18 protein-coding genes are annotated in these 20,492 nt (G+C 71.3%); 9 read left to right on the forward strand and 9 right to left on the reverse strand.

Translation table 11 applies throughout. The annotated features are described in order from the left end of the window. Window positions 1-165: 165 nt before the first annotated feature. Entirely contained in the window at window positions 166-1,170 is a 1,005-nt protein-coding gene (locus MWM08_RS12745) for a Bug family tripartite tricarboxylate transporter substrate binding protein (protein ID WP_244459809.1), read from the forward strand. A 99-nt stretch (window positions 1,171-1,269) separates the two neighbouring features. On the opposite strand, the gene MWM08_RS12750 is transcribed toward MWM08_RS12745, so the two are convergent. From MWM08_RS12750 to MWM08_RS12790, 9 genes are all read right to left on the reverse strand, one after another. Continuing rightward, a complete protein-coding gene (locus tag MWM08_RS12750; protein WP_244459810.1) occupies window positions 1,270-2,643 on the reverse strand; it encodes a sigma-54-dependent transcriptional regulator in 1,374 nt (457 codons plus the stop codon). Window positions 2,644-2,793: 150 nt separating this feature from the next. Continuing rightward, a complete protein-coding gene (locus tag MWM08_RS12755; RefSeq protein WP_244459811.1) occupies window positions 2,794-3,063 on the reverse strand; it encodes a hypothetical protein in 270 nt (89 codons plus the stop codon). Between the two features lies 1 nt (window position 3,064). After that, complete coding sequence (gene msrP, locus MWM08_RS12760) at window positions 3,065-4,003, reverse strand: protein-methionine-sulfoxide reductase catalytic subunit MsrP (protein ID WP_244459955.1); 939 nt, start codon at window positions 4,001-4,003, stop codon at window positions 3,065-3,067. 56 nt (window positions 4,004-4,059) lie between these two features. Beyond that, entirely contained in the window at window positions 4,060-5,505 is a 1,446-nt protein-coding gene (locus MWM08_RS12765; protein WP_244459812.1) for a glycosyltransferase family 39 protein, read from the reverse strand. Continuing rightward, a complete protein-coding gene (locus tag MWM08_RS12770; RefSeq protein WP_244459813.1) occupies window positions 5,505-6,608 on the reverse strand; it encodes a glycosyltransferase in 1,104 nt (367 codons plus the stop codon). The genes MWM08_RS12765 and MWM08_RS12770 overlap by 1 nt, the downstream gene beginning before the upstream one ends. Before the next feature lie 105 nt (window positions 6,609-6,713). Further along, entirely contained in the window at window positions 6,714-8,279 is a 1,566-nt protein-coding gene (locus tag MWM08_RS12775) for an EAL domain-containing protein (RefSeq protein ID WP_244459814.1), read from the reverse strand. 68 nt (window positions 8,280-8,347) lie between these two features. Next, window positions 8,348-8,815 carry a YybH family protein gene (locus tag MWM08_RS12780; protein ID WP_244459815.1) on the reverse strand — a complete coding sequence of 156 codons (468 nt, stop codon included), beginning with the start codon at window positions 8,813-8,815 and terminating at the stop codon, window positions 8,348-8,350. Window positions 8,816-9,121: 306 nt separating this feature from the next. Beyond that, complete coding sequence (locus MWM08_RS12785) at window positions 9,122-10,087, reverse strand: Bug family tripartite tricarboxylate transporter substrate binding protein (RefSeq protein WP_244459816.1); 966 nt, start codon at window positions 10,085-10,087, stop codon at window positions 9,122-9,124. A 214-nt stretch (window positions 10,088-10,301) separates the two neighbouring features. Beyond that, entirely contained in the window at window positions 10,302-10,982 is a 681-nt protein-coding gene (locus MWM08_RS12790) for an NIPSNAP family protein (RefSeq protein WP_244459817.1), read from the reverse strand. Window positions 10,983-11,177: 195 nt separating this feature from the next. Here MWM08_RS12790 and fabI point away from each other — a divergent pair, with 195 nt between their 5' ends. From fabI to MWM08_RS12830, 8 genes are all read left to right on the forward strand, one after another. Further along, window positions 11,178-12,005, forward strand: coding sequence for an enoyl-ACP reductase FabI (gene fabI / locus MWM08_RS12795; protein ID WP_423816038.1), 828 nt, complete (start codon window positions 11,178-11,180; stop codon window positions 12,003-12,005). Window positions 12,006-12,010: 5 nt separating this feature from the next. Further along, entirely contained in the window at window positions 12,011-12,664 is a 654-nt protein-coding gene (locus tag MWM08_RS12800) for a CoA transferase subunit A (protein ID WP_244459818.1), read from the forward strand. 1 nt (window position 12,665) lies between these two features. Beyond that, entirely contained in the window at window positions 12,666-13,316 is a 651-nt protein-coding gene (locus tag MWM08_RS12805) for a 3-oxoacid CoA-transferase subunit B (protein ID WP_244459819.1), read from the forward strand. Continuing rightward, entirely contained in the window at window positions 13,313-14,731 is a 1,419-nt protein-coding gene (locus MWM08_RS12810) for a bifunctional enoyl-CoA hydratase/phosphate acetyltransferase (RefSeq protein ID WP_244459820.1), read from the forward strand. Before MWM08_RS12805 ends, MWM08_RS12810 begins: the two co-directional genes overlap by 4 nt. Next, window positions 14,728-15,930: an acetate/propionate family kinase gene (locus MWM08_RS12815; protein WP_244459821.1), complete on the forward strand. Its 1,203-nt coding sequence runs from the start codon at window positions 14,728-14,730 to the stop codon at window positions 15,928-15,930. The genes MWM08_RS12810 and MWM08_RS12815 overlap by 4 nt, the downstream gene beginning before the upstream one ends. A 51-nt stretch (window positions 15,931-15,981) precedes the next feature. Further along, the gene (locus MWM08_RS12820; RefSeq protein WP_244459822.1) at window positions 15,982-18,288 is read left to right on the forward strand and encodes a DUF3141 domain-containing protein; all 2,307 of its coding nucleotides are present in this window, start codon (window positions 15,982-15,984) and stop codon (window positions 18,286-18,288) included. Window positions 18,289-18,356: 68 nt separating this feature from the next. Further along, window positions 18,357-19,277 carry a hypothetical protein gene (locus MWM08_RS12825; RefSeq protein WP_244459823.1) on the forward strand — a complete coding sequence of 307 codons (921 nt, stop codon included), beginning with the start codon at window positions 18,357-18,359 and terminating at the stop codon, window positions 19,275-19,277. After that, on the forward strand, window positions 19,274-20,491 hold the full coding sequence (locus MWM08_RS12830; RefSeq protein WP_244459824.1) for an adenylate/guanylate cyclase domain-containing protein: 1,218 nt from the start codon (window positions 19,274-19,276) through the stop codon (window positions 20,489-20,491). Before MWM08_RS12825 ends, MWM08_RS12830 begins: the two co-directional genes overlap by 4 nt. Window position 20,492: the final 1 nt, after the last annotated feature.

Below are 20,492 nucleotides of genomic sequence, written 5' to 3' on the forward strand. Positions count from 1 at the left end.
GATCGATCAGACGCCCTTGCGGCCGCCGGACTCAAGGGCCGATTTCGACCCGCCCCTGGGCGCCCGACGATGCGGTGAGCCAGCGCACGGCCTGGCACGACGCCCTTCCCCTCGCAGCGGCATAGCGGCACGTTGGCGCAGCACGCCCCTGTCGGAGACCGCCCGATGCGCCACGCCCTGCTGTCCCGCCGCGCCGCCCTGCTCGCCGCCGGCGCCTGCCTCGCCGCCCCCGCGATGGCCCAGCCATTGGCCGGCGGGCGCACGGTGCGCGTGATCGTTCCCTTTCCGCCCGGCGGCGCGGTCGACATCACCTCCCGCCTGCTGGCCGACCGGCTCGCACCCGTGCTCGGCCAGACCGTGGTGGTCGAGAACCGCGCCGGTGCCGGCGGGCTGATCGGCGCGGACGCGATCGCGAAGGGGGATCGCGACGGCACCGTGCTCGGCCTGGTCAGCGCCACATCCTATTGCGCCATGCCCTTCATGCATGCGCGCATGCCCTTCGACCCACTGCGCGATCTGACACCGGTCACGCAGCTCACGGACGGCGTACTGCTGTGTGTGGTGAACGCGCAAACCGCGCAGGCGCGCGGCTGGACCGACTTCCGCGCCCTGGTGCAGTGGTCGCGCGCCAATCCCGAGCAGGTGAAGATGGGCTCCTCCGGGACCGGCACCTCATCCCACCTGAACATCGCGGCGATCAACCGCTTCGCCGATGCGAAGATCCTGCACGTGCCCTATCGCGGCGGCGGGCCGGCCATCAACGACCTGCTCTCGGGCACCATCGACATGATGTTCGATGTGATGCCCGCGCTGATGCCGCATGTGGAGGCGGGGCGCTTCAAGGCGCTCGCGGTCTCCTCCGGCGACCCGATCGCGCTGCTGCCGCAGGTGCCGGGGATGAGGGCCTTCGCCGATCTCGGCCTCGGGCAGCACGAACTGATCAACTGGAACGTCGTGACCACGGCGGGCAACACGCCCGCCCCGGTGGTCGCGCGCATCTTCGACGCCATCCGCACCGTCGCGCAGCAGCGCGAATTCATCGACCGCATGCGCCCGCTCGGATACGGCATCATCCTCAGCGCCAGCCCGGACGCCGCGGCGCAGATGATCCGCGCCGAGACGCCCCGATGGCAACGGATGGTTGAGATTTCCGGCGCGCGCGTGGAATAGCGCGCGCTCGCGTTTTCCGACCTGATGCGATCGGCACGGCCCACTTTCAGCACGTTGTCGTTGCTGGGGTGGCCGGGTGCGACCCGGTCGGACAGCGCCCTACCCACGCTGCGCCCAGGCCTCACGCTTGCGATACAGCGTCGAGGGGCTGACACCCAGGAAAGCCGCCGCCTTCGGCACATTGCCGCCGCATAGGCGGATGGCGTCCTCGATCACCTCGCGCTCCACCTCGGCCAGCGGACGGATGCGCCGCGCGGGGTCGGCCTGGCGGGGGGCGGCGGGCGGTGCGACCGGCTGGCCCGCGCCATGCACCGTGACCGGCAGCATCGCCGCCGTCACCGCCTCCCCGTCATGCAGAACCACCGCGGTGCGGATCGCGTTCTCGAGTTCGCGTACATTGCCCGGCCAGCGATGGGCGCGCAGCAGCGCCGCCGCATCCGGTGCGAAGCGCACGAAACGCTTCGCTTCCTCGGCGGCGGAACGCGTGAGGAAGGCCTCGGCGAGGAGCATCACGTCCTCGCCGCGTTCGCGCAGCGGCGGCAGTGGCACGGGCACGACATGCAGGCGGTAGTACAGGTCCTCGCGAAACCGCCCGGCCTGCACCTCGGCCAGCGGGTCGCGGTTGGTGGCGCAGACGAAGCGCACATCGGTGCGCAGCGGCTTGCTCGCCCCCACCGGCACGAAGCTGCCGGTCTGGATGAAGCGCAGCAGCTTGCCCTGCAGCGAGAGGTCCATCTCACAGATCTCGTCGAGGAACAGCGTGCCGCCATCGGCTGCGCGCGCCGCACCCGGCCGGTCCGCCACCGCGCCGGTGAAGGCGCCGCGGACATGCCCGAAGATCTCGCTCTCGATCAGGTCCTTCGGGATGGCAGCGCAATTGAGCGGCACGAAGGGCCCGGCTGCGCGCGGGGACAGCGCGTGCACCGCCTCGGCCGCCAGTTCCTTGCCGGTGCCGCTCTCCCCCGTGACGAACACCGTCGCGCGTGACGCCGCGGCATTCTCGAGGATGCGATAGACCGCCTGCATGACCGGCGCAGCCCCGATGAAGCCGGCCAGGCCGGTGCGCGTCGCCCCCGCTGCCAGGGTCGCGACCTCGCGCCGCAGGCTGGCGCGTTCCAGTACGTTCGCCAGCGTGACCACCAGGCGCTCCGCCGCGAAGGGCTTGACCAGGAAGTCCGAGGCGCCGGCACGCATCGCCTCGACCGCGGTGGCGACCGACCCATGCGCCGTCATCACCACCACGGGAGGCGGTTCGGCCATGGCGCGGATTTCCGCCAGCAGGCCAAGGCCATCGCCATCAGGCAACCGCAGGTCGAGCAAAACAGCATCCGGCGGCGCGGTGGCGATCGCGGCGCGCGCCTCGCGCAGCGTCGGCGCGTGATGGATGTCGTGCCCCTCGTCGCGCAGGTATTCGCGGTAAAGGGTGGCGAGGGAGAGCGTGTCCTCGACCAGCAGGAGCCTGGCCGGGGCCACGGTGTCAGCCTCTGTTCCGAACGCCGGCATGCGGCGACGTCCGGCGCCGGTCACCCGGTCCCTGATCCCAACGGTGCGCGTGGCGCGCGCACGCGGCGCGACGGTCAGCGGACGGGGCTGCGGGCCGCTGCCGGACGTTCAAGGTGGCTCTCAGCCCTTGCCCGGCCGCATCGCCGCGATCAGCATCAGCACGACGCCGAAGAAGGCCGGCAGGCCCCAGGCGGGCAGGGTGAGCAGCGGCGCGAAGGCCGCGTTCCACACCGTTGGCCCCACCAGGCGCTGCAGGCCGAGCTCCCGCTGTGCGAAGCCCGACGGATTGGCACCCTGGAGCATCGTCCCGAGCGGGTAGCCCCAGCCCAGGAAGATGCCCATGCACAGGGCGGCGCCGAACAGGACGAAGGCTATCGTGCGGAGGACCATGTCATGCCCAAAGTCGCTCGTTCTGCAGCCCGCTGTAAAGGTCTGACACGAATTCGCCGTAGCCGTTGAACAGCTGGGTGGGGATGCGCGCATTGCTGCCCAGCGTCCGTTCGCTCGCCTGGCTCCAGCGCGGGTGCGCCACCTCGGGGTTCACATTCGCCCAGAAGCCGTATTCCTGCGGCTGGATGCGTTCCCAGAAGGAGACCGGGCGGCGGTCGGTCAGGGTGATCTTCACCAGGGACTTGCCGGCCTTGAAGCCGTATTTCCAGGGCTGGTGGAAGCGGATCGGGCCGCCATTCTGCGGCGGCAGGGCCTTGCCATAGGCGCCCACCACCATGAAGGACAGGTCGTTCGCTGCCTCGGCGATGGTGCAGCCCTCGACATAGGGCCAGGGGTACCAGGATTGCCGCAGCCCCGGCATCACGGCCGGAAGCGCCGCTGTCTCGAACGCCACGTAGCGCGCCGAGCCGAGCGGCTTCACTAGCGCCAGCAGGGCGCTCAGCGGGAAACCGGTCCATGGCACCACCATCGACCAGGCCTCGACGCAGCGCAGGCGGTAGACGCGTTCCTCGACCGGCATGGTGCGCAGAAGGTCGTCGATGGCGAATTCGCGCGGGGTCTCAACCATGCCGTCGACCTTCAGCGTCCAGGGGCGCTGGGGCAGGCGCTGCGCCTCGCGGCTGATCGACTTGCTGGTGCCGAATTCATAGAAGTTGTTGAAGGTCGTGACGTCGCGCTCGGGGCTGATGTCCCGGCCCGGCACGAAGCGCGTGTTGCGCATGGCGGCCGGCAGCGCGGGCACGCCCTGCGCCTGCGCGGTGCCGGCGAGACCGGCCAACGCGGCACCCAGGCCGAAGGCCTTGCGGCGGCCCATGACCAGGTGCTCGGGCGTGGCCGCGGAATCGGGGATTTCCCAGCCGCGGGGGATTCGGATCTGCATCATGGTCACTCCGTCTGGCCTGAAAGATCGGCGGTCCTGCGCCGGCTTCAAGCGGTTCAGTCCTGCGGGCGCGGCAGCAGCACGGCGGGCGGCTGGCCAGGCCCGGTCGTCACGCGGAACAGGCGATAGGCCTCCGCCTCCATCCCGTCCCGGCTACGCACCAACCGGCCACCCTGCACAGGTACGGCGCCGGGCCAGAGTGGCGGCCCCTCCCCTCGTCTTTCGCTGCGCACCAGCAGTCCGGTTACGCCCGGTGGCGGGGCCGGCAGCGCGAAATGGGCCCAGCGCGGGTCCATCGCCACCACCAGGCCGGCGGGCAGCCGGAACGCGAGCACCGAGGCGAGGCCGTATTCCTCCGCCGCGACGAAGCCGGCGCCTTCGCGCGCCGCGGCGGCGGCCACGGCCGCGGTGAAATTTGGCCACCCGGCGAGCCGGGCCAGAGTCGGGTCGTTGCGCCGCGGCAGGGCCAGGGGCGCGGCAACCGCCTGCAGGTACACCCCGCCGGTCATCACCCCACCCAGCACCAGGGCGGGTATGCGCAGCCGGAGCCAGCCCGGTGCGCGCAGCAGGGCCGCGGCACCGATGGCCGCGGCGGGGTAAAGCACGGCCGGCCAGTTGCCCTGCACCCGGCTGCCGGTCGCCTGCCACAGGAACAGGGCCGCGCCGGGCAGCACCAGGGCGGTAACCAGCAGCGACGCTGCGTCCCGCCCGCGCCACCACGCGATCGCCGCGGCGCCGGCCCCTGCCACGCACAGCACGAAGACCAGCGGCGTGGCGAGCGCCGCCTGCGCGCCGACCAACTCGCCCAGGAAGTGCAGCGTGGCCCCAGCATCGCCCGTGCCGGCTCGCCCGCCCTGCTTGACGAAGGACGCCCAGCCATGCGCGGCGTTCCACGCCAGCACCGGCGCGAAGGCCAGCACCGCCAATGCGCCGCCGGCCCAGAGCTGCCAGCGTGCGAACCAGCCCCGCATCGCCGATGACAGCAGCAGCCACAGCACCATCCCCGCACCGAACAGCACCGCGGTGTACTTGCTGGCCAGTGCAAGGCCCGCGAAGCCACCCACCGCAAGCCACCACCGCCCATCGCCCGTCCGGTGCAGCCGCGCGGCCGCCCACAGTGCAGCGGTCCAGAAGAACAGCAGCGGCGTGTCGGGAGTCATGGTAACGCCCCCCAGGCCCGCCAGCAGCGTCGCGTTCAGCAGCGCCGCCGCCCAAGGGCCGGCCTGGCGGCCGGGGAACAGGTCCTCCGCCGCGCGCGCCAGCAGCACCGATCCGACCGCGAGGGACAGCGGGGCCAGCAGCCGCACGCCGAGCGCTGTATCGCCCGCCACCGCCGTGCCGGCGGCGATGAACAGCGCGACCATCGGCGGGTGGTCGAGGTAGCCGCCCTGCAGGGTGCGCGACCAAACCCAGTAATAGGCTTCGTCCGGTGCCAGCGGCAGCACCGCGGCCAGCACCAACCGCAGCGCCGTCAGCGCCGCCAGCGCGGCAAGCCAGCCCATCAGCGCGCCCGCCACACCAGCGTGGAGGAGACCGCGTAGTTCCACACCACCGTCAGCAGCGCGCCAGCCGCCCCCGCCAGGCCCCAGCCCAGCAGATCATCGCGCACCAGCAGCCCGGCGATGCCCACATTCGCCGCCGCGCCGATGCCGCAGACCAGGTAGAACAGCACCAGGCCGCGGAGCAGCACTGGGCCGCGCAGCCGCCGGTCGCGATAGGTGATGCGGTTGTTCAGCAGGAAGTTCGCCGTCATCGCGACGAAGGTCGCGGCCCATTGCGCCGCCCCGAAGCCGAGCGGCCCGATGCCGTGCAGCAACCCGAGCACCGTGAGGTGCACCAGCACGCCGATGCCCCCTACCAGCGCGAACGCCATGAAGCGCAGCGGCACCACCCCGCCCAGCGCCTTGTCCGCCAGCAGCCCGCCGAATTCCAGCAGCACGCCGGCATCGAGCTTGCTCTCCCCCGCCTCGCGCGCCCGGAAGGTGTAAGGAATTTCCGTCACGCGCAGCGGCCGCCCGGCCGAGAGCAGCACGTCCAGCAGGATCTTGAACCCCGTGCCGGTCAGGCGCGGCGCGACCTCCTCGAACAGCGCGCGCGGCAGCGCGAAGAAGCCGCTCATGGGGTCGCCGACGCGCACCGGCAGGGCAGCATTCGCCAGCGCCGCGCCGCCATCCGAGACCAGGCGCCGGATCGGCGAAAGCCCCTCCCCCTTCGTGCCGCCATCGACGTTGCGGCTGCCGATCGCGACATCGGCCTCGTTGGACTCCAGCGCTGCCAACATGGCCGGCAGGATTGTCTCGTCGTGCTGCAGGTCGCCGTCGATCACCGCCACGTAGCGTGCCGAGGTCGACAGGATTCCCTCGATGCAGGCAGAAGCGAGGCCACGACGACCGATGCGGCGGATGCAGCGCACCCGCGGGTCGGTCGCGGCGATCGCGCGCGCGCGCGCGGCGGTGCCGTCCGGGCTGTCGTCGTCGACGAAAATGGCTTCCCAGCCAATGCCCGCGAGCGCGGCATCGAGCCGCGCCACCATCGGCGCGACGTTGGCGGCCTCGTTGTAGCAGGGGATCACGACGGCGAGTCGTGGCGGGGTGGGCTCCGGCATGGCAGGGCTTCCTGCGCCGGCCGGGGCGGGCTGTCCAGCGCGTCGGAGAATCTGTCCCGAAACGCGCCACGCGGCGCCGTTCGGTCGCCGACGACGGGCCTGCCGTCAGGCCCCGGGCAACGCCCCCGGCCGGCCGAACAGGTAGCCCTGGCCGAAGGCGACGCCGAGGTCCTGCATCAGCTTCGCCTGCGCCTCGGTCTCGATGCGCTCGGCCACCGCCTGGGCGCCCACGGTGCGCGCCAGGTCGACCATGGCGGCTATGAAGCCGCGGTCGCGCTCGCTCTCGACTGCATTGGTCACATAGACGCCATCGACCTTCACGAAATCCACGCGGAAGGCGCGCAGGTAGCGGAACGCCGCGGCCCCCGCGCCGAAATCGTCGATGCAGATGGGCAGGCCGAGCGCGCGCAAGGCATCAACGGTGCGGCTCGCCTCGGCTTCGTCCTCGATCTCGGCGGTCTCGGTGATCTCGACCAGCAGGCGGCGCGCGAGGTCCGGGGCAGCCTCCAGCATGGCGCAGAGCCGTTCGCGGAAGGCCGGCGATTGCAGCGACAACCCCGACAGGTTGCAGGCGATGCGCGCGCCGGCGGCGGCGCGCGCCGCCTCGCAGACGGTCTCGACCACCGCCCAGTCGAGCGTCTCCGAAAGGCCCACCGTCTCGGCCAGGGCGATGAATTCCGAAGCTTCGCCATAGGGCGTGCCCGGCGTGGGAATGGGGCGCAGCAGCGCCTCGTAGTGGTGCGCCCGGCGGTCGGCGAGCATGACGATCGGCTGGAAGGCCATGCGGAAGCGCCGTTCCGATATGGTCCGTCGCAGCGCCGTGGCGCGTTCTGCCGCACTGGCCACGAAGCCGGTCAGCCCGCCCGAGAAGCCGGCCTTTTCCAGCGCCTCGTCGCCGCCGCGGGCAAAGGCCGAGAGCGCGAAGCGCAACGCGCGCGTCGCCTGCACCGGTGACAGCCCGTCCGACGCCAGCGATACGGCGCGCGCGCCGATGCGCCCTGGCAGCCCGTGCTGGGCCAACAGTAGCGCCACCTGGTTCGACAGCGCAGCGAGGTCGGGCAGGCCATCGCCGGGCAGCAGCCCGAAGCGGCCAGAGCCGAAATCCGCCGCGACCGCGCCCGCACCGCCCTGGGCCGAGAGCAACTGCTGGATCCGCGCCGCGAGGTCGGCGCGCGGCGCCAGCGCCCCGCCATCGCCCATCAGTTCGATAAGCCCGAGCGCACCGGGTTCGTCGCCGCCCCGCAACGCTTCCTCCGCGGCGCGCGCGAGGCCCGGCCCGCCCGGCAGCGGGCCGCCCGGCAGGTCGTTGGGCAAGGGGGAGAAGGTCAGGCAGAAGCGCCCCGCATGGCCCGGCGCGGCCAGCCCCGCGACGCTGAAGGGCGACCGCGCGCGGTCGGCCAGGCGTACCGCGGTGGGGCGGATGCGCCCTGTGGCCTGCAGGAGTTCCAGCGCTGTGCCCATGCCCGAGCGCTGGTCGCGCGCGACGAGCTGCTGCACCGGCTTGCCCAGGAAGCTGCGGCCCGCACGGCCGAAGCGCGCGGGAAAGGCGCCCTCGGCGAAGGTGATGCGCCCGGCGCCATCGGTCTCGACCAGCAGCTCCGCCGCGGCGAAGGCGAAGGTCAGGAACCGGTCCGCCGCGGTCATGGCGCTCGGCCGCACGATCTCCTGCATGGGTCCACCTGCTGTAGGGGAACCATACTGGTTCCCCCGGCCTTAAGCGCAGGTGAAGCGCCCGCGGTTCAGCGCGCCTTGATCGGGCGTGTGCCGTGGCTGTCCTGCGGCACGCCCCGGCCGAGCGACATGTGGCTGTGCACCCCCACCCAGCGCCCGTCGGGCTGCTTCTGCAGCATGATGGTGGCGCGGCCCGGGCGGTCGAATTCGGTGCCATCCGGGTGCCAGCCGATGCTGGTCCAGGGCGTCACCGCCACCGCCGTGCCGCCATCGGTCGAGGCCAGCACCTCGGTATTCGCCAGGTCGAAGCGGAAATCCTTGGTGCGCGGCCAGACATTCGACCATTGCGTATCGGTCCAGGCGACGCGCGATCGCACGAGTTCCTGGTAGGTGCCGAAGATGACGATGTGGTCGTGCCAGAACGGGTATGCCGATTTGAAGTCCACGTCGCGCACGCAGGCGGCGAAGCGGTCGAGCCAGTCGAGGATCTCGGCGCGGGTGGCGGCGTCGGCTTCCGGGATCGGCAGGTTGGTCATGCGGCGTACCCTTGATGCGAATGCGATTAGCCAGGCCTGAGCGTCGCCCTGGGTCCTGCGCCGCCTGGAATTGCGCGAGGTCTCATGCCAGCAAGACGGGGTGCCGCAAGGCTCCGGCTGCCTCCGCGCAAACATGCGCCAGCTTCGGCGATGGAGGAATATCATGGAAGCTGACACGCCCGCGGTCCGCGGCATCGACATCCTGCCGATGTCCCGCCGTCCCAGCCGCGATGCGGTCAGGCGCGAGACGCGCACCCCGGCAGCTGCCCAATCCCCTGGACCGGTGCGTGACGGCGTGGCTCGGTATCAACTCGGCTCGATGCCGGCGGCCCTGATCAGCGGCTGCCACTTGGCCGTATCGGACGCGAGCTGCGCCGCCATCGCGGCTTCCGTGGTGGGCCAGGGCACCAGGCCGCGCCGCGCGAAATCGGCAACCACTTGCGGGTTCGCGAGCGTTGCGCGAACGACCTCTCCGATACGGGCGCGGATGGGTCCGGGCGTGGCACTCGGGACCACGATGCCGTCCCAGTTCAGCACCTCGAAATCCGCCAGGCCGGCTTGCTCCATGGTCGGCACGTCCGGCAGGTCGGTCGCGCGCGTCCGTGTCGCGACGCCAAGCGCGCGCAGCGTACCGGCCTGGAAATGCGGCAGCAGCGTCCCGAGTGGCGAGAAGCCAAAATCATGCTCGCCGGCGACGGCCGCAAGGATCTGCGGCCCGCCGCCGCGATAGGGCACCGCGACCGTCTTCGTTCCAGCGATGTGATCGAACAGGATGCCGCAGAGATGGCCGGGCGAACCGACGCCGCCGGTGCCGTAGGTGATCGTGTCCGGCCGCGCCTTGGCCGCTGCGACGAGTTCGGCCACCGAACGCCAGGGGCGGTTGGAGACCACGTAGAGCGTGTTCACGGCATTGAAGATCATCGAGATCGGCGCGAGCTCCGCCGTCTGGAACCCCATGTTGCGCAGCAGCGCAGGGTTCACGGCCAGCGTGCCCATATTGGCCGAGCCGATGGTCGAGCCGTCGGGCACCGCCCGGGCGACAGCCTGCGCGCCGAGGTTCCCGCCGGCGCCCGCGCGGTTGTCGATGACGACGGGTTGGCCGAGCGCTGCCTGCAGGTGCGGCTGGATGATGCGCACCGCAGCATCGGACGCGCCGCCAGGCGGAAAGCCGATGACCAGCGTGACCGGCCGGGCTGGAGCCCAGGCCTGAGCGAAGGCCGGGCGGGTTAGGGAACCGCCGGCGATGCCGGCCAGTAGGGTGCGTCGGTTCATGACGCGACTCAAGCAAGCCGTGCGCCAGCATTCAAGCGCGTTGCGTCCGCGGTGCGGAGAGGTTCATCTGCGCGTCGGCTCGCGGCCGCCGATCGGCGACCACCGTCCCGCTGACCGGCACGCTTCCGTCACGCACCGCGCAGCGTCCGCCGGAGGCTGGTCCCGACACGGAGACCGCGAGAGACCAGCCCCCCGAGCCGGCGATGCTACGACGTCATTTCACGACAGAGAACGCGGTCGGCTTCAGCGCCATGACGGTCTGCTGCTTCAACGCGCCCATCTCGCCGACCTTCTTCATGAACTCGCCCCATTGCGGGTCGGCGGCCATGGCGGCGCGGCGGCGGTCGCGGTCGCCGAAGCCCTCGTACAGCCAGCAGAACACCACCTGGTTGATCGGCCCGATCTCGGTCACGCCGAACATCAGCAACTGGCCGAGCAGGCGCTTCTGGATCGGCAGGCCGATCTCCTCATACGCCTTGATCCAGGCCGGCATCTTGCCCGGGTGGAAGTCGTAGGTGCGGTGATCCACGATCATGCCGGTGCCGGGGATCTCGCGCTTGAAGGCAAAATCCTTCGCGGAGGTGATCGGCGAGAACGGGGTCGGCTTGAGGAACTTCACCTCCTGGCTCGCGATGCAGCCGGCGCCGAGCTTCATGAACTCGCCCCATTGCGGGTCGGCGGCACGCGCCGCGATGCCGGCGTCGCGGGTGTCGATGTCGTCCCAGCCACGCATGAACACGAAGCGGTTGATGGGGCCGACCTCGACCGTGAAGGTGCCCATCGAGGGCGCGCCCAGGTTCCGCACCGAGGCCGGGAAGCCGTGGCTGCCGAAGGCGTCGATCCAGGTCGGCTGCTTGCCGGGATGGAAGGTGTACTGGCGGTGCTCGATATACATCGCGGTTCCTCTGCGTGGACGGCGGCGCACCTTCCGCCGGCCGCGCCGGGGTGGCAACCCTCGCGCCCGCCACGGCCGCCTTGCTGCGTCGCAACAAAAAGGTGGTGGTCCGCGGCGGGCTTTCTGTTCTAGGTCAAGGTGCGGGGCGCGCGGACATGGCACCCCCGCTTTGCCACGACCGCCAGGAGCAACGCCATGTCCCCCACGAGCCGACCGACCGACCCCCTGCCCCGCGTGTGGGACCCCGACAGTCGCGTGGGCGACATGCTGAAGGGCAAGCGTGGCCTGGTGGTGGGGATCGCGAACGCCGATTCGATCGCCTATGGCTGCGCCGTGAAGCTGCGCGCCTTCGGCGCCGACCTCGCGGTCACCTACCTGAACGAGAAGGCCGAGAAATACGTCCGCCCGCTGGCCGAGCAACTCCAGGCGCAGATCATCGCGCCGCTGGATGTCCAGCAGCCTGGCGCGCTGGAGACGCTGTTCGAGCGCATCGGCCGGGAGTGGGGCAGCCTCGACTTCGTCATCCACTCAATCGCCTTCGCCCCGCGCGAGGACCTGCACGGGCGCGTGGTGGATTGCTCGGCCGACGGCTTCGCCCAAGCCATGCAGGTTTCCTGCTGGTCGTTCCTGCGCATGGCGAAGCTCGCCGAGCCGCTGATGGACAAGGGCGGCGTGCTGGTCACCATGTCGTACTACGGCTCCGACAAGGTGGTCGGGAACTACAACCTCATGGGGCCGGTCAAGGCCGCGCTGGAAGCGAGCGTGCGCTACGCCGCGGCCGAACTGGGCGAAAAGGGCATCCGCGCCTTCGCCGTCTCGCCCGGCCCGCTCAAGACCCGCGCCGCCTCCGGCATCGCGCAGTTCGACGAACTGGTGCAGATGGCGCAGGAACGCGCGCCCCAGCACCGCCTGGTCGACATCGCCGAGGTCGGCCGCGTTGTCGCCTTCCTGGTCGGCGGCGCGTCCAGTGGCATGACCGGCGACACCATCTATGTCGACGCCGGCCTGCACAACGTGGCCTGACCCCGGTGCGCGAGGCGATTACCCCGGCCGCCGCGGCGGCCCTGGTGCCGGACGGCGCCACGGTGATGATCGGCGGCTTCCTCGGCGTGGGCACACCGCGGCGGGTGATCGACGCGTTGGTGGCGCGCGGCGCACGCGGCCTGACCGTGATCGCGAACGACACGGCGCGGCCGGAGCTCGGCATCGGGCTGCTGGTCGCCGCGGGCTGCGTGGCGCGTGCCATCGTCAGCCACATCGGCACCAACCCCGTCACGCAGCAGAAGATGATCGCGGGCGAGATGCAGGTGGACCTGGTGCCGCAGGGCACGCTGGCCGAGCGCATCCGTGCCGGCGGCGCCGGGCTCGGCGGCGTGCTGACGCCGACCGGCATCGGCACCAGCGTGGCGGAAGGCAAGCAGGTGATCACGGTCGAAGGCCGCGACTACCTGCTGGAACTGCCGCTGCGCGCCGATGTCGCGCTGCTGCACTGCTACGAGGCCGACCACCACGGCAACCTGACCTACCGGCTGACCGCGCAGAACTTCAACCCGGTCATGGCCATGGCGGCGGATGTCGTGATCGCCGAACCGGACGAGATCGTGCCGATCGGCGTCATCCCGCCCGACCATGTCCGCACACCGGGCATCCTGGTGACCCACCTGGTGGAAAGGCCGCGCTGAGATGGACGCGAAGGAGATCATCGCGCGCCGCGTCGCGCAGGAATTGCGGGACCGCACCCTGGTCAACCTCGGCATCGGGCTGCCCACGCTGGTCGCGCGCTATGTCCCCGAGGGCATGCTGGTGGCGTTCCAGAGCGAGAACGGCATCATTGGCTTCGCCGCCCGCCCACCCGAGGGCATGGAGGATCCGAACCTGACCGATGCCGGCGGCGGCTTCATCTCCGCCCTGCCCGGCGCCTTCGCCTTCGACAGCGTGACCTCCTTCGCGCTGATCCGCGGCGGGCACCTCGATATGACCGTGCTGGGCGGGCTGCAGGTGGATGCGACCGGCCGGCTGGCGAACTGGATGGTGCCGGGGCGCATGGTCGCCGGCATGGGCGGGGCGATGGACCTGGTGGCCGGCGCGCGGCGCGTGGTCATCGCCATGCAGCACGCCGCGAAGGGCGAGGCGAAGATCGTGCCCGAACTCACCCTGCCGCCGACCGCCGCGCGGTCGGTCTCGCTGGTGGTCACCGACCTCGCGGTGATCGAACCCACACCCGCCGGCCTGGTGCTGCGCGAACGCGCGCCGGGTGTCACGGTCGAACAGATCCTCGCCGCCACCACCGCGCCGCTGGTCCTGCCCGACACCATCCCGGAGATGCGCCTGTGACCCTCACCGCCCCCGCCACCATCGGCCGCGCCTGGGACGAGATCGCCCTTGGCGAGAGCGCCAGCGTGACGCGGGTGTGCACGCCCAACGACCTCATCGTTTTCGCGCACGCCTCGGGCAATCTGAACCCGGTCAACTTGCCAGGCGAATCCGAACAGGAAACCGGGCGCCCCGCGGTCGCGCCGGCGATGTGGTGCGCGGCGCTGTTCTCGGCCGCGCTGGGCAACCGGCTGCCGGGGCCGGGCACGGTGTACCGCGCGCAGGACCTGCGCTTCCACGCCCGCGTCGAGGCCGGCGAGGCGGTGGTCGCGACCGTGACGGTGCGCGAAAAACTGGCCGGCAACCTGCTGGTCATGGACTGCCGGCTCGACAAGCAGGACGGCACGCTGGTGGTGAGCGGCACCGCCGAGGTCAGCCCCCCCCTGCAGCGCCTGGTGACCGATGGCGTCGCCATCCCGGCCCTGACGCTGGTCCCGCGCGGCAAGTTCTCGCGACTGCTGGAAGCCTGCCGCGGCCTGCCCGCCATGCCCACCGCCATCGCCGCGCCGACCGATGAGAATTCGCTCGGCGGTGCGTGGGAGGCGACGAAGCAAGGCCTCATCGCCCCCATCCTGGTCGGCCCCGAGGCCGAAATCCGCGCCGAGGCCGCCAAGATCGGCTGGGACCTGGCGGGTGTCGCGATCGACCATGTCGCGTCGGCGCACGACGCACCCGCGCGCGCCGTCGCCCTGGTGCATGAAGGCCGTGCCGAAGCGGTGATGAAAGGCAACATCCATTCCGACGAGGTGCTGCGCCACGTCACCAAATCCGATGGCGGGCTGCGCGCGGGCCGGCGCGTCAGCCACGCCTTCGTGCTCGACATCCCGGGGCACGAGGGGCTGATGATCATCTCGGACGCCGCCATCAACATCCTGCCCGACCTGATGACCAAGGCAGACATCGTGCAGAACGCGATCGACCTGGCGCGCGCGATAGGCATCGAGACGCCGCGCGTGGGCGTGCTCTCGGCGGTCGAGACGGTGAACCCGGCCATCCCCTCCACCGTCGATGCCGCCGCCCTGTCCAAGATGGCCGAGCGCGGGCAGATCAAAGGCGGGCTGGTGGACGGGCCGCTCGCGATGGACAACGCCGTCGATCTCGAGGCGGCGCGGACCAAGGGCATCCAGTCGAGCGTCGCCGGGCGGGCCGACGTGCTCATCGCGCCGAACCTCGAAGCGGGGAACATGCTGGCGAAGCAGCTGGTATTCCTTTCGCAGGCCGATACCGGCGGGCTGGTGCTCGGGGCCAAGGTGCCGGTCATGCTGACCAGCCGGGCCGATGACGAGCACGCGCGCCTGATGTCGGCCGCCTTCGCGGTGCTGTACGGGTATTGGCGGCGCACCGGCCGGTCGCGCCTTGCGGAGATGGCGCCGTGATCGCGACCGGCGATGCCGTGCTGGTCATCAATGCGGGATCGTCCTCGATAAAGTTCGAGTTGTTCGACGCGCAGCAGGTGCCGGGCGCGCTCTATGCCGGGCAGGTCGAGGGGATCGGCGCCGCACCGCGCTTTTCGGCCAAGGATGCCGCGGGGGCACGCCTGGCCGACCAGCGTTGGTCGGAGGGCGGGGCGCCTGGCGACCATGGCGCCGCGCTTCGCGTCATCATCGGCTGGCTGGCGGGCGTGCTGGCAGGCCGGCGGATCGCGGCGATCGGCCACCGTGTCGTCCATGGCGGGCCGGACCTGGCTGCGCCCGTGCTGGTCGATGCCACGGTGATGGAGCGCCTGGGCGCGCTGGCGTCGCTGGCGCCGCTGCACCAGCCGCACAACCTGGCCGGAATCGCGGCCGCCGCCGAACACTTCCCCGGCGTGCCGCAGGTGGCCTGCTTCGACACCGCCTTCCACCGCGCCCATGCCTGGGAAGCCGATACCTACGCCCTGCCCCCGGAATTCTACGCCCGCGGCATCCGGCGCTACGGCTTCCACGGGCTGTCCTATGAATACATCGCGCGCAGCCTGGCGCAGACCGACCCGGCGCTGGCCGCAGGGCGCGTGGTGGTGGCGCATCTGGGCAACGGCGCGTCGCTCTGTGCCATGCACGACGGCCGCAGCATCGACAGCACCATGGGCTTCACCGCGCTGGACGGCGTGCCGATGGGCACGCGCAGCGGGCAGATCGACCCCGGCGTGCTGCTGCACCTCATGGCCTCGGACGGCATGGACACGACCGCCGTGCAGAAGCTGCTGTACGGCAATGCCGGCCTCAAGGGCATGTCGGGTATCAGCCAGGACGTACGCGACCTCGAGGCCAGCGCCGACCCGCGCGCCGCCGCCGCGCTGTCGCATTTCTGCTGGCGTGTGCGGCGCGAGGTTGGTGCCCTTGCAGCGGCCCTGGGCGGCATCGACGCGCTGGTCTTTACCGCGGGCATCGGGGAGAACGCCGCTTCCATCCGCGCACGGATCTGCGCGGGGCTGGGCTTCCTCGGCATCGAGGTCGATCCTGCGCTGAACGACGCGAATGCGCCCGACATTTCGGCTCCCGGCGCCACCACCCGCGTGCTGGTCCGCGCCACCGACGAGGAAGGCATGATCGCCCGCCACGTCCTGGCGCTGTTGCAGCGCAGCGAAAAGGCTTGAAGCCCCGCCGGACGGGGCGCACTAGAACCACTTGAGGACGGAGAGACCGCCATGCCGCCGATCCCGAATGCACCGACCCGCGAACTCGCCGAGAAGGCGCAGGAGACCGCGACCCGCGTGCTCGACCAGGTCCGCACCCTGACCGAGGTGATGTCCCGCAACGCCAGCGCCTTGATGCAGCCTGCCCCGGGCACCGGCAGCGCGCAGGCCATGAAGGACATGGCGGCGCGCTTCACCCGCAGCCCGGCCGCGCTGATGCAGGATGCGCAGGCCTACGCCACCGACGCCGCGCAGCGCTGGGTGATGTTCTGGGACGTGATGCGCCAGGCGGGGAACAACTTCGTCGAGCACGAGCGCGCCGGCTGCCCGCCGGTGCTGTTCTTCGACTACGAGACGATCGTCGATGGGCGCACCCTGCCACGCCCGGTGAACTACGCGCTGGTGCGCATCACCCCGCCCGAAGGCACCCGCCCGGTCGACCCGAAGCTGCGCCCCTTCGTCATCATCGACCCGCGGGCCGGCCACGGGGCGGGCATCGGCGGCTTCAAGAACGACAGCCAGGTGGGTGTCGCGCTGCGCCGCGGCCACCCGGTGTATTTCGTGATCTTCTACCGCGAACCCGAGAAGGGGCAGACCATCCTCGACGTGACGGCGGCGGAGGCGACCTTCCTCGGGCGCATCGCCGAGGATCATCCGAAGGCGCCCAAGCCCGTGGTGATCGGCAATTGCCAGGGCGGCTGGGCCACCATGATGCTGGGCGCGGCCGCGCCGGATGCGGTGGGCGCGCTGGTGCTGAACGGTGCGCCGCTGTCCTACTGGGCCGGCGAGAAGGGGCGCAACCCGATGCGCTACCTGGGCGGCCTCGCCGGCGGCGGCTGGCCGTCCTCGCTGATGGCGGACCTCGGCAACGGCAAGTTCGACGGCGCCGGGCTGGTCGCGAACTTCGAGAGCCTGTCGCCCGGCAACACCTGGTTCAAGAAGTACTTCGACCTCTATGCGAGCGTGGATTCCGAAGCCGACCGCTTCCTGGAATTCGAGCGCTGGTGGGGCGGCTACTTCCTGATGACCACGGACGAGATCCGCTGGATCGTCGACAACCTGTTCATCGGCAATCGCTTCTCCTCCGGCACCATCTCCTCCGGCGGCGGCGAGACCTTCAACATGCGCGAGGTGAAGGCGCCGGTCGTCGTCTTCGCGTCGTCCGGCGATAACATCACGCCGCCGGGCCAGGCGCTGCGCTGGATCGCCGACGTCTATCGCGACGAACAGGAGATCAAGTCGCTCGGCCAGACCATCGTCTACCTGCTGCACGACCAGATCGGGCACCTGGGCATCTTCGTCTCCGGCGCGGTCGCCAAGAAGGAACACAACGAGATCGCGACCACGCTCGAGATGATCGAGGCGGTCGCACCAGGCCTGTACGAGATGCGCATCACCGGCCACGAGGGCTCCGGCTCCAACGAGGAATGGCAGGTCGAACTGGTCGAACGCAAGATCGCCGACATCCGCACCCTGTCGGGCGAGGCGAGCAACGAGGCCTTCCCTGCCGTCGCCAAGATCAGCGAGATGAACCAGCATCTGTACGACGTGCTGGTCAGCCCGATCGTGCGGCAATTCGCCACCGAGGCGGGTGCCGAGGCGCGACGCCAGCGCAGCCCGATGCGCATGCGCCGCTACATGTTCAGCGACCTCAACCCCTTCATGATGCCGGTGCGCGCGCTGGCCGGCATGGCGCGCGACCACCGCGCCCCGGCTGCGCCCGACAACCCCTTCGTGGCGATGGAGAAGGCTTGGGCCGACAGCGTGGAACGCAGCATCGGCGCCTGGGCCGACATGCGCGACGCGGCGATGGAGACCGCCTTCCACGCGATCTATGGCGGCCTGGCCGCGATGGGCGTGACCGGTGACGACACCGCCGCCGAGGCGGAGGCCGCGCGGCGGTCGATCGCCATCGAGCCGGCCCAGCATGTCGACGCCCGCGCCAAGGTCGCCGAGGGCGGCTACGCCGAGGCGGTGATCCGCATGATGATCCTGCTCGCCGATGCGCGCGGCGGCGTCCGCCGGTCGCGCCTCGCACGATCCAATGCGCTGCTGACCACCGAGCCGCCCTTCGTGGGCATGAGCCCGACCGCGCGCCAGGCCATGATCCGCGAGCAGACGGTCATCGTGACCCTGATGCGCGAGGAAGCGCTGGCCACCCTGCCGACCCTGCTCAGCAATGCCTCGGACCGGCGCAAGGCGCTCACCGCCGTGGAGCATGTGGCGGGCCCCGATGAGGAACTGGGCGACAAGGCGCGCGAGATGCTGCAGGCAATGCGCCGCACGCTGGGGCTCGGCCCGAAGGCCGCCGTGGCCTGACCACGGAAGGCTTTCCAACGGCGCGCCATCGCGGTCTAGGATGGCGCGCCACTCCACCGGCGATGACCATGGCCGCAGCGGCCGCGACGAACACGGATGTTCTCGGCTTTGCGCTCGACCAGGGCGCGGCCGGGCTTGCGGCCGGCGCTGCCGAAGACGCGCTGATGGCGCTGCGTGAACGGGCTCCCGACATGCCGGCGGCGGTTGCGCAGGCGCTGACCGACGCGACCGGGACGGCGGATGGCGACACGCCCGCCCATCGGACCGCGCGGGCCATCGCCGCCGCGGTCGAGCGCCACGGCGCGGGTTTCCCGCCCGGCACGGAGCCTCCCTATCACGACCGCCTGCACCAGGCCGAGGCGACGCGTGCGCTCGGTTGGCTGCTCGGTGCCGCGCGACGCCTGGGTCACGTGACGCCGGCCGACGCCGCGCTCGCCATCGCCGCCATGGCCGCGCACGACCTGCTGCATGACGGGCGCGTGCATGCCGAGCGCGGGCTGCTGGAACGCCGATCGGCCGAAGCCGCCGCCACCATCGCCGCCGATCAGGGCATGTCGGCAGCGGACATCGCGACGCTACGGCGGATCATTCTCGCCACCACCTGGCCCTGGGATGATGCCGAGGCCCCCGACCTGCCCTGCCGGCTCGCGCGCGAGGCCGACCTGTTTGCCAGCAGCCTGCCGCGCCTGGGCCCACGCCTGAGCCGGTTGCTGGCCCGCGAACTCGCCATGGCGGGGCAGGCCGTGCCCGAGGGCGTGGCGACGCATGTCGCACGCGTGGCACTGCTGCGGCTGCTGCCGCCGGCCAGCGAGGCAGCGCGTGCCCTGGGGCTCGATGGGGTGCGTGCGGCGCAGCTCGACGCCTATGGCGAGGCAGCGCGGCGGCTTGGCCTGCGCATCGCGTCGGCGGAGGCGGGTGCAGCGGCGCTCGATGCGATGGATACCGCGGATGCCGACGCGCTGCTGGCCTGGTCGGGGCTCACGCCATGACCACGCGCGGGCCTTCGTTGATGGTGCTGCTGCTGTTGCTGGTCGCGGCGACGGGCGGGCTGATGCTGGGTGCGTTGGCGTTGACGGCAGCGGCGACCCCGACCGGCGCGCCGGTGGCTGCGCTCGTGCTCGGCGGCACGGGGCTGGTGCTCGGTGCCGCGGGGGCGATGCTGGCCGCGCAGCGCATCGCCGCGGCACTGCGGCGCCTCGTGCGCGAGGCCGAGGCGATCCGCCGCCTCGACCTCGCCGATCCCGTGGCGCCTGCGGGTGGTACGGCGGAAGTGGCCGTGCTGGCCGAGGCGATGGGCGGCATGAAGTCCGCGCTGCGCCTGTTCAGCGTCTATGTGCCGCGCGACCTGGTGCGGAAGTTGATGGCGGAGGGCGCGGAGGCCGCGCTGGGCGGGGAACGGCGCCGGCTGACCGTGATGTTCTCTGACGTGCAGGGCTTCACCACCATTGCCGAGCGCATGGACCCGGAGGAGCTGATGCGCATCACCTCCGCCTATTTCCAGGCGCTGACGGACGACCTGTTGGACCACCACGCCACCATCGACAAGTACATCGGCGATGCGGTGATGGCGATCTGGAACGCGCCGAAGCGCGACCTTGCGCATGCGATGCACGGGTGCCGCGCCGCACTCCATGCGCGCGCGCTGACCCTGCGAATGGAACAGGACTTCGCCGCGCGCGGCTGGCCACGCCTGCACACCCGCTTCGGCGTGCATACGGGCGATGCGGTGGTTGGCAATGTCGGGTCGTCGGATCGTATGGCGTATACCGCGATCGGTGGCATGGTGAACCTCGCCTCGCGGCTGGAGGGCATGAACAAGATGTACGGCACGCAGATCCTGGTGAGCGAGGCGACGCGCATCGGCGCGGGCAGCGGCTTCGTGTTCCGCCCGGTGGATGTCGTGCTGGCCAAGGGCACGCAGGACCCGGTCGAGGTGCACGAGCTGGTCGGGCTGTCGGTGGCATCGGACGCGAAGGATGCGCCGCTCCTGGCTGACCGGGGGTTGGTGGGCCGCCTGCCGGCCTGGGGTGAGGCGATCCGCCGCTTCCGCGCCGGCCAGTTCGGCCCCGCGCGCGAGGCGCTGCGGGACTGCGGCGATCCGGCGCATGACCCCTTGGTTGCGGCCTATGCCGCGCGGCTGGCGATGCATCCGGACGGTCCGCCGGAGGGCTGGTCGCCGGTGACGCGGCTCGACAGCAAGTAGG

The sequence above is a fragment of the Roseomonas fluvialis genome, assembly GCF_022846615.1.
GTDB classification, from domain to species: Bacteria; Pseudomonadota; Alphaproteobacteria; order Acetobacterales; family Acetobacteraceae; genus Neoroseomonas; species Neoroseomonas fluvialis.

Bases quoted from the DNA above. Each gene is read 5' to 3' on its own strand.
- MWM08_RS12745 (WP_244459809.1), top strand. From the start codon at position 166: ATGCGCCACGCCCTGCTGTCCCGCCGCGCCGCCCTGCTCGCCGCCGGC.
- MWM08_RS12755 (WP_244459811.1), bottom strand. From the start codon at position 3,063: ATGGTCCTCCGCACGATAGCCTTCGTCCTGTTCGGCGCCGCCCTGTGC.
- msrP (WP_244459955.1), bottom strand. From the start codon at position 4,003: ATGCAGATCCGAATCCCCCGCGGCTGGGAAATCCCCGATTCCGCGGCC.
- MWM08_RS12765 (WP_244459812.1), bottom strand. From the start codon at position 5,505: ATGGGCTGGCTTGCCGCGCTGGCGGCGCTGACGGCGCTGCGGTTGGTG.
- MWM08_RS12770 (WP_244459813.1), bottom strand. From the start codon at position 6,608: ATGCCGGAGCCCACCCCGCCACGACTCGCCGTCGTGATCCCCTGCTAC.
- MWM08_RS12775 (WP_244459814.1), bottom strand. From the start codon at position 8,279: ATGCAGGAGATCGTGCGGCCGAGCGCCATGACCGCGGCGGACCGGTTC.
- MWM08_RS12780 (WP_244459815.1), bottom strand. From the start codon at position 8,815: ATGACCAACCTGCCGATCCCGGAAGCCGACGCCGCCACCCGCGCCGAG.
- MWM08_RS12785 (WP_244459816.1), bottom strand. From the start codon at position 10,087: ATGAACCGACGCACCCTACTGGCCGGCATCGCCGGCGGTTCCCTAACC.
- MWM08_RS12790 (WP_244459817.1), bottom strand. From the start codon at position 10,982: ATGTATATCGAGCACCGCCAGTACACCTTCCATCCCGGCAAGCAGCCG.
- fabI (WP_423816038.1), top strand. From the start codon at position 11,178: ATGTCCCCCACGAGCCGACCGACCGACCCCCTGCCCCGCGTGTGGGAC.
- MWM08_RS12805 (WP_244459819.1), top strand. From the start codon at position 12,666: ATGGACGCGAAGGAGATCATCGCGCGCCGCGTCGCGCAGGAATTGCGG.
- MWM08_RS12820 (WP_244459822.1), top strand. From the start codon at position 15,982: ATGCCGCCGATCCCGAATGCACCGACCCGCGAACTCGCCGAGAAGGCG.
- MWM08_RS12825 (WP_244459823.1), top strand. From the start codon at position 18,357: ATGGCCGCAGCGGCCGCGACGAACACGGATGTTCTCGGCTTTGCGCTC.
- MWM08_RS12830 (WP_244459824.1), top strand. From the start codon at position 19,274: ATGACCACGCGCGGGCCTTCGTTGATGGTGCTGCTGCTGTTGCTGGTC.